This is a genomic window from Phreatobacter sp. AB_2022a (genome assembly GCF_026847585.1).
In the GTDB taxonomy this organism is placed as follows: Bacteria; Pseudomonadota; Alphaproteobacteria; order Rhizobiales; family Phreatobacteraceae; genus Phreatobacter.
In genome coordinates, this window is record NZ_JAPSET010000014.1 from 84455 (window position 1) to 100068 (window position 15614).

The 15614-nt window shown below is 67.4% G+C and carries 13 protein-coding genes; 6 read left to right on the forward strand and 7 right to left on the reverse strand.

Annotated features, from left to right (window positions below; translation table 11 throughout):
- Positions 1 to 159: 159 nt before the first annotated feature.
- The 4 genes from trxA to argE form a co-directional block, all read right to left on the reverse strand.
- Positions 160 to 483, reverse strand: coding sequence for a thioredoxin (gene trxA, locus OZ671_RS12460; protein ID WP_038302890.1), 324 nt, complete (start codon positions 481 to 483; stop codon positions 160 to 162).
- Between the two features lie 215 nt (positions 484 to 698).
- Positions 699 to 1868, reverse strand: a complete 1170-nt coding sequence (locus OZ671_RS12465; protein ID WP_038302892.1) for a benzoate/H(+) symporter BenE family transporter — start codon at positions 1866 to 1868, stop codon at positions 699 to 701.
- Between the two features lie 82 nt (positions 1869 to 1950).
- Complete coding sequence (gene ahcY / locus OZ671_RS12470; RefSeq protein WP_038302894.1) at positions 1951 to 3354, reverse strand: adenosylhomocysteinase; 1404 nt, start codon at positions 3352 to 3354, stop codon at positions 1951 to 1953.
- A gap of 185 nt (positions 3355 to 3539) precedes the next feature.
- Positions 3540 to 4697: an acetylornithine deacetylase gene (gene argE / locus OZ671_RS12475; protein ID WP_328286357.1), complete on the reverse strand. Its 1158-nt coding sequence runs from the start codon at positions 4695 to 4697 to the stop codon at positions 3540 to 3542.
- A gap of 134 nt (positions 4698 to 4831) precedes the next feature.
- On the opposite strand from argE, the gene OZ671_RS12480 reads away from it, so the two are divergent.
- The 5 genes from OZ671_RS12480 (at position 4832) to OZ671_RS12500 (ending at position 11061) form a co-directional block, all read left to right on the forward strand.
- Complete coding sequence (locus tag OZ671_RS12480; RefSeq protein WP_268861045.1) at positions 4832 to 5998, forward strand: M20 aminoacylase family protein; 1167 nt, start codon at positions 4832 to 4834, stop codon at positions 5996 to 5998.
- 67 nt (positions 5999 to 6065) lie between these two features.
- Positions 6066 to 7232 carry a M20 aminoacylase family protein gene (locus OZ671_RS12485; protein WP_268861046.1) on the forward strand — a complete coding sequence of 389 codons (1167 nt, stop codon included), beginning with the start codon at positions 6066 to 6068 and terminating at the stop codon, positions 7230 to 7232.
- A gap of 145 nt (positions 7233 to 7377) precedes the next feature.
- Entirely contained in the window at positions 7378 to 8544 is a 1167-nt protein-coding gene (locus tag OZ671_RS12490) for a M20 aminoacylase family protein (RefSeq protein WP_268861047.1), read from the forward strand.
- A 120-nt stretch (positions 8545 to 8664) separates the two neighbouring features.
- The gene (locus OZ671_RS12495) at positions 8665 to 9831 is read left to right on the forward strand and encodes a M20 aminoacylase family protein (RefSeq protein WP_268861048.1); all 1167 of its coding nucleotides are present in this window, start codon (positions 8665 to 8667) and stop codon (positions 9829 to 9831) included.
- 63 nt (positions 9832 to 9894) lie between these two features.
- Complete coding sequence (locus tag OZ671_RS12500; protein ID WP_268861049.1) at positions 9895 to 11061, forward strand: M20 aminoacylase family protein; 1167 nt, start codon at positions 9895 to 9897, stop codon at positions 11059 to 11061.
- A 57-nt stretch (positions 11062 to 11118) separates the two neighbouring features.
- On the opposite strand, the gene OZ671_RS12505 is transcribed toward OZ671_RS12500, so the two are convergent.
- From OZ671_RS12505 to OZ671_RS12515, 3 genes are all read right to left on the reverse strand, one after another.
- The gene (locus tag OZ671_RS12505; RefSeq protein ID WP_268861050.1) at positions 11119 to 12171 is read right to left on the reverse strand and encodes a crotonase/enoyl-CoA hydratase family protein; all 1053 of its coding nucleotides are present in this window, start codon (positions 12169 to 12171) and stop codon (positions 11119 to 11121) included.
- Positions 12095 to 12721, reverse strand: a complete 627-nt coding sequence (locus OZ671_RS12510; RefSeq protein ID WP_268861051.1) for a TetR/AcrR family transcriptional regulator — start codon at positions 12719 to 12721, stop codon at positions 12095 to 12097. The genes OZ671_RS12505 and OZ671_RS12510 overlap by 77 nt, the downstream gene beginning before the upstream one ends.
- A 92-nt stretch (positions 12722 to 12813) precedes the next feature.
- Complete coding sequence (locus tag OZ671_RS12515) at positions 12814 to 14442, reverse strand: GMC family oxidoreductase (protein ID WP_268861052.1); 1629 nt, start codon at positions 14440 to 14442, stop codon at positions 12814 to 12816.
- Between the two features lie 177 nt (positions 14443 to 14619).
- Between OZ671_RS12515 and denD the strand changes: the two genes are divergently transcribed.
- The gene (gene denD, locus OZ671_RS12520) at positions 14620 to 15606 is read left to right on the forward strand and encodes a D-erythronate dehydrogenase (protein ID WP_268861053.1); all 987 of its coding nucleotides are present in this window, start codon (positions 14620 to 14622) and stop codon (positions 15604 to 15606) included.
- Positions 15607 to 15614: the final 8 nt, after the last annotated feature.

A 15614-nucleotide genomic window follows, 5' to 3' on the forward strand; every position in this document is an offset into this window, starting at 1 on the left:
CGCCTCGTCCATGGCCACGGCAGGCGCGCCCCCGCCTTGCGACAATCCGTCAGGCGACAGTGTCGGATGGCGTCCAGCCGGAAATCAAGAGGCGCACGGAACGCAAAGAGCCGCCGGGGCCACCGGCGGCGCTCGACGATCGAACCGATATTGCGTCGCTCAGGCGTGGGTGGTGATCCACTGCTTCAGCGCCGCCTGGGGCGAAGCGCCGGTCTTGCGGTCGACCAGCTTGCCGTCCTTGAAGATCATCAGGGTCGGGATCGACATGATGCCGTAGTTGGAGGCGATCTTCGGGTTCTCGTCGACATTCACCTTGACGATCTTCACCTTGTCGCCGAGTTCGGTGGAGATGGCATCGAGCGCCGGAGCGATCATCCGGCAGGGTCCGCACCACGGCGCCCAGAAATCGACGACGACAGGCGCCTGGGCCTTGATGACGTCGTTCTCGAAAGTGGCATCTGTGGTGGCGGAAACGGCACCCATGGCGCTCTCCTGGAATCAAAACCGTGGCCGATGAAGGTAGGTATCAGCCCCCCATGGCGTCAAGGACGGCGCCTGGTCGCTTCACCGTCTCGTGACGCTCGATGCCAACGGGCATCGCAGATGACCGGTGGTTCTGTCTCGCAAATTGCCGTTCTCGTTCAGCAGTTTGCGAGGGCTTCAGCGGCCCGGCGCGTCAGCGTCTTCGGCCGTTGGTGTTAAGCGATGCCGAAGCGCCGGCAGAGCCGCTCGACACCGAGCGCCGCAAGGCCGATGACGAGGCCCCAGAAGGCCGAGCCGATGCCGAACACGGAGACGCCGGAGGCGGCCGTGGCGAAGGTGAGGATGGCCGGAAAGCGCGTCCTGTCCTCGGCCATGGCGATCGACAGCGCACCCATCAGCGCGCCGGCCAGCGCCAGTCCGGCGATCGTGGTGATCAGCGCCTTGGGCATGGCGGCGAACAGCGCGACGAAGGGCCCGACGAAGGCGGCGAGCAGGATGAAGGCGACGCCGTAGACGATGCCGCCCGGCCAGCGCTTGTCCTTGTCGGGATGAGCGTCGGGACCGGCGCAGATCGCCGCGGTGATGGCGGCAAGATTGGTGGTATGCGCGCCGAACGGTGCCGAAAAAAGCGAAACCAGGCCGGTCATGGTCAGGACCGGACCCGCTGGCGGATGGTAGCCATTGGCCCGCAGCACCGCGAAACCCGGCAGGTTCTGGGCTGCCATGGTGACGAGATAGAGCGGCAGGCCGAGGCCGATCAGCGCACCGGCTTCGAAGCTCGGCGTGATCCATTCGAGCCGGGCAAGGCCGAGATCGCCGGGCAGCGGGCCGGCAAGCCCGAGCGCATAGGTCAGCCCGACGCCGAGCGCCACCACGACCAGCATGGCGCTGGCCGGGTGCACCAGCCGGGCGACGAGGAAGGCCGCCACCAGAGGCAGCACCAGGAGCGGCGCGCCGGGCACCGCGAGCGCGACATCGGCGACGAATTTGAACAGCACGCCGGCGAGCATGGCCGAGGCGATGCCGGCCGGAATGCGCCCGACGAGGTCGCCGAGCGGACGGATCAGGCCGGTCGCCATGATCATCAATGCCACCACTACGAAGGCGCCGACCGCCGCCGGCATGGTGACCGCGCCGCCGGTCGCGGCGATCAGGGCGGCCCCCGGCGTCGACCAGGCCATGATGATCGGCATCCTGTAGCGCCAGGTCAGCGCCATCGAGCCGATCGCCTTGGCGAGGCAGATGGCGGCGAGCCACGAAATGGTCTGGCCGGGCGTCGCGCCCACCGCCTGGGCGGCGGCGAAGATCAGCGCGACCGTGCCGGCATAGCCCACGAGCGGGGCGATGATACCGGCCGTGAAAGTGGAGAGCGCAAGCGGAAACATGGAGGGCTGTTATGGACCGCGCATGAAAAAGGCCCGGCTTAGCGCCGGGCCTTGTGATGTGTCGCAGAGCTTGCGCCCGCGATCAATAGCGGTAGTGGTCCGGCTTGAACGGACCTTCCGGCGTGACACCGATATAGTCCGCCTGCTCGGGGCGCAGCTTGGTCAGCTTGACGCCGAGCTTGGCGAGATGGAGGGCGGCGACCTTCTCGTCGAGCACCTTCGGCAGGGTATAGACCTTCTTCTGGTACTTGCCGGGATTGGCCCACAGCTCGATCTGCGCCAGCGTCTGGTTGGAGAACGACGACGACATCACGAAGGAGGGGTGGCCCATCGCATTGCCGAGATTGACCAGGCGGCCTTCCGACAGAAGGATGATGCGGTTGCCGGCCGGGAACTCGATCTCGTCGACCTGCGGCTTGATGTTGGTCCACTTGAAGTTCTTCAGGCCGGCGACCTGAATCTCGTTGTCGAAGTGGCCGATATTGCAGACGATCGCCCGGTCCTTCATCTGCCGCATGTGATCGACGGTGATGATGTCCTTGTTGCCGGTGGCGGTGACATAGATGTCGGCGCGCGGCAGCGCGTCCTCGATGGTGGCCACCTCATAACCTTCCATCGACGCCTGCAGGGCGCAGATCGGGTCGACCTCGGAGACGATCACGCGGGCGCCGGCCTGGCGCAGCGAAGCCGCCGAGCCCTTGCCGACATCGCCGAAGCCGGCGACGAAGGCGACCTTGCCGGCCAGCATCACGTCGGTGCCGCGGCGGATGGCGTCGACCAGCGACTCGCGGCAGCCGTAGAGATTGTCGAACTTCGACTTGGTGACGCTGTCGTTGACGTTGATCGCCGGGAACAAGAGTTTGCCCTGCTCGGCGAGCTTGTACAGGCGGTGCACGCCCGTCGTGGTCTCTTCCGACACGCCCTTGATGGCGTTGGCGACCTCGGCGAACCAGCCCTTCGGCTTCTCGGCGAGCAGGCGCTTGATCAGGGCGAAGAAGATCACCTCTTCTTCCGACTCGGCCTTGTCGAGGAAGGCGGTGTCGCCCTGCTCGGCCTTCAGGCCGTAATGGACGAGCATGGTGGCGTCGCCGCCGTCGTCCAGGATCATGTTGGGCGTGCCGCCGCCGTGCCAGTCGAACAGCTTGGCGGTGTAGTCCCAGTACTCGGTCAGCGTCTCGCCCTTGTAGGCGAAGACCGGAATGCCGGCGGCGGCGATGGCCGCGGCGGCGTGGTCCTGGGTCGAGAAGATGTTGCAGGACACCCAGCGGATATCGGCGCCGAGGCTTTTGAGCGTCTCGATCAGCACGGCGGTCTGGATGGTCATGTGCAGCGAGCCGGCGATGCGCGCGCCCTTCAGCGGCTGCTTCGGACCATATTCGGCGCGGATCGCCATCAGGCCCGGCATCTCGGTCTCGGCGAGCTCGATCTCCTTGCGGCCGAAGCCGGCGAGCGAAATGTCTTTGACGATATAGTCGGTGGCGGCCATGGGATCCTCTCGAAGGACTTGAGGCGAAACGGAACGGCGTCGCCGGACGCTCATCCAGCGGTGACCGGCCGTCTAGCACGCGGGCCGCGGCGAGGCAATAAAGACATAAAGATTTCTTTATGTGCTCGCGGTCAGGCTATCGAACGCCCCGGCTGACGCTTGGGTGCACTCCGCCACTGGGCGCGTCAGGCCTCACATTCCCGGATCAAACCCGCCAGGAACGCGTCGCAGCGGGCAAGTTCCGAGACCTCGATCCATTCGTCCGGCTGGTGCGCCTGGGCGATGTCGCCGGGGCCGCAGATGACGGTCGAGAGCCCGGCCTTCTGGAAGAAGCCGGCCTCCGCGCCATAGGCGACCACATGGGTGCCGTTGTCGCCGGTCAGCTTGCGGGCGAGCCGCTCGGCCGCCCCGTCCGGCTCGGCGCCGAGCGCGGGTGAAGCGATGCCGCGCTCGATGGTGACGCCGGCGCCCGCATGCACGGCCTTCATCCCCGGCTCGATCTCGGTGCGCACATAGCGCTCATATTCCTCGGCATAATGCTCGCCGTCGTCGCCCGGCACGACGCGGATGCCGGTGACGAAACGACAGTCGAGCGCGGTGATGTTGTGCGCCGTGCCGCCCTGGATCGAGCCGACATGCAGCATGGTCCAGCCGGGATCGAAATGCGGCACGCCGCCGGTCCGCTCGACTTCCGCCTTGTTCTTCAGGTCACGGTCCTCGAGCCAGGTGACGAGCCGGGCCGCCACCATGACCGCGGAAACGCCGGCATAGCGGTTGCTGGAATGGACCTCGTAGCCGCGCACATGGGTGTCGAGCCGCAGATAGCCCTTGTGGCCGGTCACCACCTTCATCCGGCTCGGCTCGCCGACGATGCACAGCGACGGCTTCACCCACTCCTTGCCGAGCCTGGCGATGACGGCGCGCACGCCGCTCATCCGGATCTCCTCGTCCGCGGAGAGACAGATGTGGATCGGCCGCTTGAGATCGGCCTTCAGCATGGCCGGCACGGCCGCCAGCACGCAGGCGTCGAACCCCTTCATGTCGCAGGCGCCGCGGCCGTAGAGCCTGTCGCCACGCGCGGTCAGGGTGAATGGATCGCTCGTCCAGGGCTGGCCTTCGACCGGCACCACGTCGAGATGGCCCGACAGCACGAGGCCGCCGTCGACATCGGGGCCGATGGTCGCCCACAGGTTGAAATTGCGGCCATCGGCCTGCGGCACCAGCTCATAGGCCACGCCATGCGCCTTGAGATAGTCGCCGACGAAAGCGATCAGCGCGCGGTTGTCGGTGTCGGTGACCGTCGGGAAGCCGACGAGGCGGGCGAGCAGATCGGTGCTGGTCATATGCATCGTCGGATCGAAAACCGGCCGAGCCATGCACGTCAAGATGGCGCACCCGCATGCCTGCTCGATTGACCCGCGCCGGCCGCTCCGATTTGCTCTGGCTCACTGTCTCGAGGACCCGCGCGCGAGGTTTCATGCCCATCGTCAACCGCATTGCCGCCCTGCATGACGAAGTCACCGCCTGGCGCCGCGATTTCCACGAGCACCCCGAACTGCAGTTCGAGGTGCACCGCACGGCCGGCATCGTCGCCGACAAGCTCAAGGCGTTCGGCTGCGACGAGGTCGTCACCGGCATCGGCCGCACCGGCGTGGTCGGCCTCATCAAGGGCGCGAAATCGACCTCGGGCAAGGTCGTCGGCCTGCGCGCCGACATGGACGCGCTGCCGCTCGACGAGATCTCGGGCAAGCCGCACGCCTCCAGGATTCCCGGCAAGATGCATGCCTGCGGCCACGACGGCCATACCGCCATGCTGCTCGGTGCCGCCAAATACCTTGCCGAGACGCGCAATTTCGACGGCACCGTCGCGGTCATCTTCCAGCCCGCCGAGGAAGGCGGCGGCGGCGCGCGCGAAATGGTCGATGACGGGCTGATGGACCGTTTCGGCATCCAGGAGATCTACGGCATGCACAATGGGCCGGGGCTGCCGGTCGGCACCTTCGCGCTGAGGCCCGGGCCGCTGATGGCTGCCGCCGACGGCATCCGCATCGAGGTCGAGGGCAAGGGCGGCCACGCCGCGCAGCCGCACAATTCGATCGACACGGTGCTGGTCGCCTCGCAGATCGTCGCCAACATCCAGTCCATCGCCTCGCGCAATGTCGACCCGCTCGAACATGTCGTCGTCTCCGTCTGCACCTTCAATGCCGGCTTTGCCGAGAACGTCATTCCGCACAATGCCGTGCTGACCGGCACGGTGCGGACCCTGAGCGAGGCGGTGCGCGATGCCACCGAAAAGCGCCTTCACGCCATCGTCGAGGGGACCGCGGCCCTGTTCGGCGCCACCGCCAGGCTCACCTATCGGCGCGGCGCGCCGGTCACCGCCAATCATGCGGCCGAGGCCGGCTTTGCCGGCGACGCGGCCGCCGCCGTCGTGGGCGAGGCCGCCGTCAACCGCGCCATCACGCCGGTCATGGGCGCCGAGGACTTCGCCTTCATGCTCAATGCCCGCCCAGGCGCCTTCATCTTCATCGGCCAGGGCGACGGCCCGCAGGTTCACCACCCGGCCTATGACTTCAACGACGAGATCATCCCCCTCGGCATGAGCTACTGGGCAAGGCTCGTCGAGACCCGCCTGCCCGCCTGACCCCTTCCTTCACCCGCCGCCACGCCCGCCGCCGTGAGGCCGCGATCGTGCTTTTTCCGGAGCCCCCATGCCGATCGTCAACCGCATTGCCGCCCTTCACGACGAAGTCACCGCCTGGCGCCGCGACCTGCACGAACACCCCGAACTGCAGTTCGACGTGCATCGCACGGCGGGCATCGTCGCCGACAAGCTCAAGGAATTCGGCTGCGACGAGGTGGTCACCGGCATCGGCCGCACCGGCGTCGTCGGCATCATCAAGGGCGCGAAGTCGAGTTCGGGCAAGGTCATCGGCCTGCGCGCCGACATGGACGCCCTGCCGCTGACCGAAATGTCGGGCAAGCCGCACGCCTCGAAAATTCCCGGCAAGATGCATGCCTGCGGCCACGACGGGCACACCGCCATGCTGCTCGGCGCCGCCAAATATCTCGCCGAGACGCGCAATTTCGACGGCACCGTCGCGGTCATCTTCCAGCCCGCCGAAGAAGGCGAGAAGGGCGGCCAGGCCATGGTCGACGACGGCATGATGGAGCGCTTCGGCATCCAGGAGGTCTACGGCATGCACAATGCCCCGGGCCTGCCGGTCGGCGCCTTCGCGCTGCGCCCCGGCCCGCTGCTGGCCGCGGTCGACAATTTCACCATCCATGTCGAGGGCAAGGGCGGTCACGCCGCCAAGCCGCATCTGGCGATCGATACCGTGCTCGTCGCCTCCCATATCGTCACCGCCGCGCAGTCGATCGTCGCGCGCAACGTCAATCCGCTGGAAAACGCCGTCGTCTCGATCTGCGCGTTCAATGCGGGCTTCGCCAACAACGTCATCCCGCAGACCGCCGAGCTGCGCGGCACGGTGCGCACGCTGAGCGCCGAGGTGCGCGCCTTCGTCGAGAAGCGCCTGCGCGAGGTGGCCGAGGGCACCGCCGCGCTGTTCGGCGCCAAGGCGACGCTGACCTATGAACATGTCGTGCCGGTCACCGTGAACGACGAGGCCAAGACCCCGTTCGCGGTCGAGGCCGCCGCGGCGGTGGTCGGCGAGGCCTCGGTCGATCGCGACGCGACGCCGGTCATGGGCGGCGAGGATTTCTCCTATATGCTCAACGCCCGGCCGGGCGCCTTCATCTTCATCGGCCAGGGCGATACGGCGAGCGTCCATCACCCGGCCTACGACTTCAACGACGAGATCATCCCGATCGGCATGAGCTACTGGGCCAAGCTCGTCGAGAGTCGCCTCGCCGCCTGACGCGATCCGCCGGCCGCCTCCGTCTGTTCTCGGCGGGGGCGGCCGGTGCTATTCCAGGGCTTGAAGTCCTCGGACGGCTGCCGCCATCCTGCCGATCGGCAGCCCTGAACGCCGAAAGCCCCCGTTCTCTGCTCGGAGACATGTCATGCCCATCGTCAACCGGATTTCCGCCCTGCATGAGGAGGTCACCGCCTGGCGGCGCGACCTGCATGAACATCCCGAGCTGCAGTTCGACGTCCACCGCACCGCCGGCATCGTCGCCGACAAGCTCAAGGAATTCGGTTGCGACGAGGTGGTCACCGGCATCGGCAGGACCGGCGTCGTCGGCCTCATCAAGGGCGCCAGATCGGGTTCGGGCAAGGTCATCGGCCTGCGCGCCGACATGGACGCCCTGCCGCTCGAGGAGATCTCCGGCAAGCCATACGCCTCCAAGACATCGGGCAGGATGCATGCCTGCGGCCATGACGGCCACACCGCCATGCTGCTGGGCGCCGCCAAATACCTCGCCGAGACGCGCAACTTCGACGGCACCGTCGCGGTCATCTTCCAGCCCGCCGAGGAGGGCGGCGGCGGCGGCCGCGAAATGGTCAACGACGGCATGATGGACCGCTTCGGCATCCAGGAGGTCTATGGCATGCACAATACGCCGGGCCTGCCGGTCGGCGCCTTCGCGATCCGGCCCGGCCCGCTGCTCGCCGCCGCCGATCGGATCCGCATCGAGGTCGAGGGCAAGGGCGGCCACGCCGCACAGCCGCACAACGCGATCGACACGATCCTCGTGGCATCGCAGATCGTCGCCAACGTCCAGTCGATCGTTTCGCGCAACGTCGATCCGCTCGACAATGCGGTCGTCTCGATCTGCGCCTTCAATGCCGGCTTCACCGACAACGTCATTCCGCAGACGGCGACGCTGCTCGGCACCGTCCGCACGCTCACGCCGGAAGTGCGGGATCGCGTCGAGGCCCGCCTGCAGGCCATCGTCGAGGGCACCGCGGCGCTGTTCGGCGCGACCGCCAGGCTGCACTATTACCGGGATTATCCGATCACCCGGAACACACCGGAATATGTCGGTTTCGCCGGCGATGCCGCCGCCGCTGTGGTCGGCGACGCGGCGGTGGAGCGCAACACGACGCCCATCATGGCGGGCGAGGACTTCTCCTTCATGCTGGAAGCGCGCCCCGGCGCCTTCATCTTCATCGGCCAGGGCGACACGCCCGCCTGCCACCATCCGGCCTACGACTTCAACGACGAGATCCTGCCCATCGGCATGAGCTATTGGGCCAAGCTCGTCGAAAGCCGGCTCGCCACCTGAAGGCCAGCCAACCGTCGCCGCGCCGCGCATCCATGCCATCGCCACCCGCCATTTCCATGCATCGAAAGGGTGGCGCCGCTTCAGGCCTCGAAGCCACCCGTTTTCTGTTCGGAGACTGCCATGCCCATCAACAACCGGATCGCCGCCCTGCACGACGAGGTCACCGCCTGGCGCCGTGACCTGCACGAACATCCCGAACTGCAGTTCGACGTCCACCGCACCGCCGGCATCGTCGCCGACAAGCTCAAGGAGTTCGGCTGCGACGAGGTCGTCACCGGCATCGGCAAGACCGGCGTCGTCGGCATCATCAAGGGCGCCAAATCGGGTTCGGGCAAGGTCATCGGCCTGCGCGCCGACATGGACGCGCTGCCTCTGACCGAGATCACCGGCAAGCCCTATGCCTCCAAGACCGCGGGCAAGATGCACGCCTGCGGCCATGACGGCCACACCGCCATGCTGCTCGGCGCCGCCAAATATCTCGCCGAGACGCGCAATTTCGACGGCACCGTCGCGGTCATCTTCCAGCCCGCCGAAGAGGGCGGCGGCGGCGGCCGCGAAATGGTCAATGACGGGCTGATGGAGCGCTTCGGCATCCAGGAGGTCTACGGCATGCACAATACGCCGGGCATGCCGGTCGGCGCCTTCGCGCTGAGGCCCGGCCCGCTGCTTGCCGCGGCCGACCGGATCCGCATCGAGGTCGAAGGCAAGGGCGGCCATGCCGCCAAGCCGCACCTTTCCATCGACACGGTGCTGGTCGCCTCGCAGATCGTCGCCAACGTCCAGTCGATCGTCTCGCGCAACGTCAATCCGCTCGACAATGTCGTGGTCTCGATCTGCGCCTTCAACGCCGGCTTCACCGACAACGTCATCCCGCAGACCGCCACCCTGCTCGGCACGGTGCGCACCCTGACGCCGGAAATGCGCGATTTCGTCGAGGCCCGCCTGCATGCCATCGTCGAAGGCACGGCCGCCCTCTTCGGCGCAACCGCCAAGCTGCACTATTACCGCGACTATCCGGTCACCCGGAACACGCCGGAATATGCCGTGTTCGCCGGGAACGCCGCAGCGGCCGTGGTCGGCGAGGCCGGCGTCGAGCGCGAGGTCACCCCGGTCATGGGCGGCGAGGACTTCTCGTTCATGCTGGAGGCCCGCCCCGGCGCCTTCATCTTCATCGGCCAGGGCGACAGCGCCGGCCTGCATCACCCGGCCTACGACTTCAACGACGAGATCATCCCGATCGGCATGAGCTATTGGGCCAAGATCGTCGAGACCCGCCTCGCAGCCTGACCCGGACCGGCGCCCGCGCCACGCGGGTGCCCCCTGTTTTGCCATTCGTGCTCGGAGTGCCCCATGCCCATCATCAACCGCGTCGCCGACCTTGCCGACGAAATCACCGCCTGGCGCCGTGATTTTCACGAAAATCCGGAACTGCTGTTCGACGTCCACCGCACCGCCGGCATCGTCGCGGAGAAGCTGAAGGAGTTCGGCTGCGACGAGGTGGTGACCGGTCTCGGCCAGACCGGCGTCGTCGCCGTGATCAAGGGACGCAAGTCGGCCTCCGGCAAGGTCATCGGCCTGCGCGCCGACATGGACGCGCTGCCGATCGAGGAGGCGAGCGGCGTCGCCTATACGTCGAAGGTCCCCGGCAAGATGCACGCCTGTGGCCATGACGGCCACACGGCCATGCTGCTGGGCGCGGCCAAATATCTCGCCGAGACGCGCAATTTCGACGGCACCGCGATCATGATCTTCCAGCCGGCAGAAGAAGGTGGCGGCGGTGGCGACGCCATGGTCAAGGACGGCCTGATGACGCGCTTCGGCATCCAGGAGGTCTATGGCATGCACAACATGCCGGGCATTCCGCTCGGCACCTTCGCCGTGCGCACCGGCCCGTCCATGGCCGCGGCCGACCGCTTCATCATCGACATCGAGGGCAAGGGCGGCCACGGCGCCATGCCGCATCTGTGCATCGATCCGGTGCCTGCTGCCTTCGCCATCGGCCAGGCCATGCAGACCATCGTCTCGCGCAATGTCGACCCGATCGAATGCGCGGTCATCTCGATCACCTCGGTCCATGCCGGCGAGGCCTTCAACGTCATCCCGCAGACGCTGCGCATGCTCGGCACCGTGCGCACCTTCAAGCCGGAGGTGCAGGACCTTGTCGAGCAGCGCATGAAGGAGACCGCCGAAGGCATCGCCAGGGCCATGGGCTGCACCGCCAAGGTCGACTATCTGCGCGGCTATCCCGTCACCTTCAACCACGAGGCGCAGACGCGTTTTGCCGCCAATGTCGCCAAGGCCATCGTCGGCGAGGACAAGGTCGAGACCAACACGCCGCCGCTGATGGGCGCGGAGGATTTCTCCTACATGCTCAACGAGCGGCCGGGCTGCTACATCTTCGTCGGCAACGGCGACACCGCCGCCTGCCATCATCCCGCCTATGATTTCGACGACCGCGCCATTCCCGCCGGCACCAGCTACTGGGCCAAGCTCGTCGAAACCGCCATGCCGGCCTGATCTGGCCGAGGATGGCCGGCGCGCTCCATCGTCGCGCGCCGGCCGTGCCGCCCGGCCTCAGAGCCGGATCACATTGTTCGGATCGGGCTGCTCGTCGGCCGGCGCCTGGCTGTAGTCACCGAACGGCCCGTCGCGGCGCTCCACCACCGCGCGCACGCCCTGCTTCGCCGCCGTTTCGATGAAGGCCAGGGCGTCGGGTGTATTGCGCATTAGCCCGTCGAGGATCGGGCCGAGCGTCTGGGTGCTGGCGAGCCCCATATTCTCATAGGCCTGATTGACGATGAGCTTCATCGCGCTCAGCTGCGACAGCGGGATGCTGGCGAGCTGCGCGGCGGTGGCGCGCACGGTCGCCTCAAGCTCGGCGAAGGGCACCGACCGGTTGATGAGGCCGATCTCGGCGGCCTGCCGGCCGGACAGCGGCTTGCCGGTCAAGGCATATTCCTTGGCCTTGGTGAGACCGAGGCGATAGAGCCACATGCCGCTGAGATAGCTGCCCCACATGCGGCTATAGGGCGTGCCGATGCGCGCATCGTCGCTGGCGATCACGATGTCGGCGCAGAGCGCGGTATCGCTGCCGCCGCCGACGCACCAGCCATGGACCTGGGCGATGACCGGCTTCGGCGAGCGCCACATGCTCATGAACTTCTGCGTCGGCGCGATTTCCGGCGCGGTCGCGAAGGCGAAGTCCTTGCCCGGATCCCAGGCGCCGTCCGTCTCGAAACTGTCGCCCCAATGCTTGAAGCCGCCGCCGAAATCATATCCGGCGCAGAAGGCGCGGCCCGCGCCGCGCAGGATGATCACCTTCACCGCACGGTCGCGGATGGCAAGGCCGATCGCCTTCTCGAATTCCTCCGGCATCGGCGGAATGATCGTATTCAGCGCCTCCGGCCGGTTCAGCGTGATCGTCGCGATCGCGCCGTCGACGGCATAGACGAGTGTTTCGAACTTCATGGCTTCCTCCCGATCGACCGGACGGCGCCGCGCGGGCAGCCATCGCCTGGGGAGAATTGCTACCGACTGACCAGTCAGTCCGTCAACGGGCAGTGTCGACCGATATGGTCCTGAGCACGGTGTCGACGATCGTCCGCGGCCAGTCGGCAGCGGCGCCAAGCTCGGCGCGGTCGAGACTTTCAGCGAAGGTCGGCCGCGCCGTGGCGGCATAGGCCGTGGTACCAAGCACGAGTGTCAGGACCGCGGCGGGCTGGAGGTCACGGCGCACCGCTCCACCGGCCTGCCCGGCCTTGATCACGCCGAGCGCACGCTCGAGATAGGCCTTGAGCGGCAGGACATGGGCGAGCTGGACACGTTCGGCATTGTCGAGGAGTTCGCGCTGCACGACGCGGAAACCGGCCGGCCGGCGGTCGAAGAAGGCGAACTGCTCGGCGACGAGCAGTTCCAGCGCGGCGCGCGGCGCCGCGGCACCGGCAAGGCCGCGCTCGAGATGGCGGGTGACATCCTCGGCGATGCTCTCGAGGACGGCACGATAGAGCTTCGCCTTGCTCGGAAAATGATGCAGCAGGCCGGGATTGCCGAGGCCCGCCTCGCGGGCAATCGCCGACAGCGACGCGCCCTGATAGCCGGAGGCCGAAAAGTGCCGCTCGGCGATCGCGAGGATCGCCGCGCGCCGGTCGCCTGCCGCTCCGCTGTTCACCTGTCGCACCGCCTCTCGTCGTCGACGGAATGCCGACCCTGCGGGCCGGCCTTCGCTTGTGCGCCTGATAGCGGGCTCGCGTGCCAGGCGAAACTGCCCTGTCAGGCGCGCCTGGCATCCTCCAGGATCATGCGCGAACCCTTTTCGGCGATCATCAGGGTCGGGGTATTGGTATTGCCCGAGGTGATCGTCGGCATGACCGAAGCATCGACCACGCGCAGGCCGTCGATGCCGATCACCCTCAGCCTTTCGTCCACCACCGCGGTCGGATCCGAGGCAAGGCCCATCTTGGCCGTGCCGACCGGATGGAAGATTGTCGTGCCGATATCGCCCGCAGCCTTGGCGAGGCTGTCCGGATCGTCGCCCACCGACGGCCCTGGCAGGAATTCGGTCGGCCGGTAGGGTGCGAGTGCCGGTTGGCCGATCAGCCGCCGCGTGACACGGATGCAGTCCGAGGCGACCTGCCTGTCGTGTTCGGTCGACAGATAGTTCGGCGCGATCACCGGCTTGTCCGCCGGATCGGCGGAGCGGATATGGATCGAGCCGCGCGAGCTCGGCCTGAGATTGCATGCCGCCGCCGTGAAGGCCGGAAAGCGGTGCAGCGGCTCGCCGAACTTGTCGAGCGACAGCGGCTGGATGTGGAACTGGATATTGGCCCGCTCCTGGGTCGGATCGGAGCGCGTGAAGATGCCGAGCTGCGAGGGCGCCATCGTCAGCGGGCCCGACCGGAACAGGCCGTATTCGAGACCCATCCAGGCGCGCTTGACGAGGTTGTGATAGGTCTCGTTCAGCGTCTTGATGCCCTCGACCTTGTAGATGGCGCGCAGCTGCAGGTGGTCCTGGAGGTTTTCGCCGACGCCCGGCTTGTCGAGCGCCACCGCGATCCCGTGCTTCTGCAGCACCGCGCCGCGGCCGATGCCGGACAGTTCCAGGATCTGGGTCGAGCCGATCGAGCCGGAGGAGAGGATCACCTCGCCTTCGCAGCGCGCGACGAGCGTCTCGCCGCCGCGCATGAGCTCGACGCCGGTGACCTTGCCGCCGTCGAGGAGCAACCGCCGCACCTGCGCGCCCGACAGGACCTCCAGATTGTCGCGCTTGTCGATGACCGGCTTCAGGAAGCCGCGCGCAGCCGACCAGCGCAGGCCCTTCTTCTGGTTGACGTGGAAATAGGCCGCGCCCTCATTGTCGCCCGTATTGAAATCGTCGATCGCTGCGATGCCCATCTGGGTCGCCGCCTCGCGCACCTTGTCGAGCAGGTCCCAGCGTACCCGCGGCGCTTCGACGCGCCATTCGCCACCGACGCCGTGATCCCTGCTCTCGCCGAGAAAGTGGTCCTCGACGCTCCGGAAGATCGGCTGGACGTCGTCCCAGCCCCAGCCGGTCAGGCCGAGCTGGCGCCAGTGGTCGTAGTCCGCGGCCTGGCCGCGCATGACGATCATGGCATTGATCGCCGAGGAGCCGCCGATCACCTTGCCGCGCGGATAGATCAGCGCGCGGCCGTTGAGGCCGGCCTCCGCCTCGGTCTTGAACATCCAGTCGGAGCGCGGATTGCCGATGGCGAAGAGGTAGCCGACGGGGATGTGGAACCAGATCCAGTCGTCCTTGGTTCCCGCTTCGATCAGCAGCACCCGGTTGCGCGGATTGGCGCTCAGACGATTGGCCAGCACGCAGCCCGCCGTGCCGGCGCCGCATACGATATAGTCCCAGGATCCCGACAGGACGGTTGCCATGTTTCCTCCGCTCCGCGTCGCACGAGGCCATGCCCGCGGCTTGTGTCGTGCATGGCGCCTGCCGTCCCGCCCGTCAATGCGGCGGCCGCATCGAGCCTCGGCGTCGCGGCCGGTTCCAACCGCCCGGCCATGGCGCTAAGCTCCCGCCCCGATCTCCAGCCGACAGAGGACAAGCCCTTGCATATCCTGATCATTGGAGCCGCCGGCATGGTCGGCCGCAAGCTGACCGATCGACTGGTCGCCGACGGCCAGCTCGGCGACAAGCCGATCACCGCCCTGTCGCTCGTCGATGTCGTGGAGCCGGAGAAGCCGGCCGGCTTCGGCGGCCGGGTCACCGCCTGGGCCACGGACATTTCCGCGCCGAACACGGCGGGACCGATGATCGGCGCGCGGCCCGACGTCATCTTCCATCTCGCCGCCATCGTCTCGGGCGAGGCCGAGGCCGACTTCGACAAGGGCTACCGGATCAATCTCGACGGCACCCGCCAGATCTACGAGGCGATCCGCCAGGAGGGCCTGCGCGCGCCCTATCATCCGCGCGTCGTCTTCACCTCCTCGATCGCCGTCTACGGCGCCCCGTTCCACGAGGTGATCGAGGACGAGTTCTTCCACACCCCGCTGACCAGCTACGGCACGCAGAAGGCCATCGGCGAACTGCTGCTGACCGACTATTCGCGCAAGGGCGCCTTCGACGGCATCGGCATCCGCCTGCCGACCATCTGCGTGCGGCCCGGCAAGCCGAACAAGGCCGCCTCCGGCTTCTTCTCCAACATCATCCGCGAGCCGCTGAACGGCCAGGAGGCCGTGCTGCCGGTCGAGGACGACGTGATGCACTGGCATGCGAGCCCGCGCTCGGCCGTCGGGTTCCTCATCCATGCCGCGACCATGAACACCGAGGTGCTCGGCTGGCGCCGCAACCTGACCATGCCCGGGGTCGCCGCGACCATCGGCGAGGAGCTCGATGCGCTGCGCAAGATCGGCGGCGACAAGGCGCTGAAGCTGGTCCGGCGCGAGCCCGATCCGGTCATCATGAAGATCGTCGCCGGCTGGCCGCGCCGCTTCAACGCGGCGCGCGCCTCGAGCTTCGGCTTCACCGCGGAGAACAGCTTCGAGGAAATCGTCCGCGCCCATGTCGACGACGAGCTCGGCGGCAACGTTCCCTGACCCCGAGG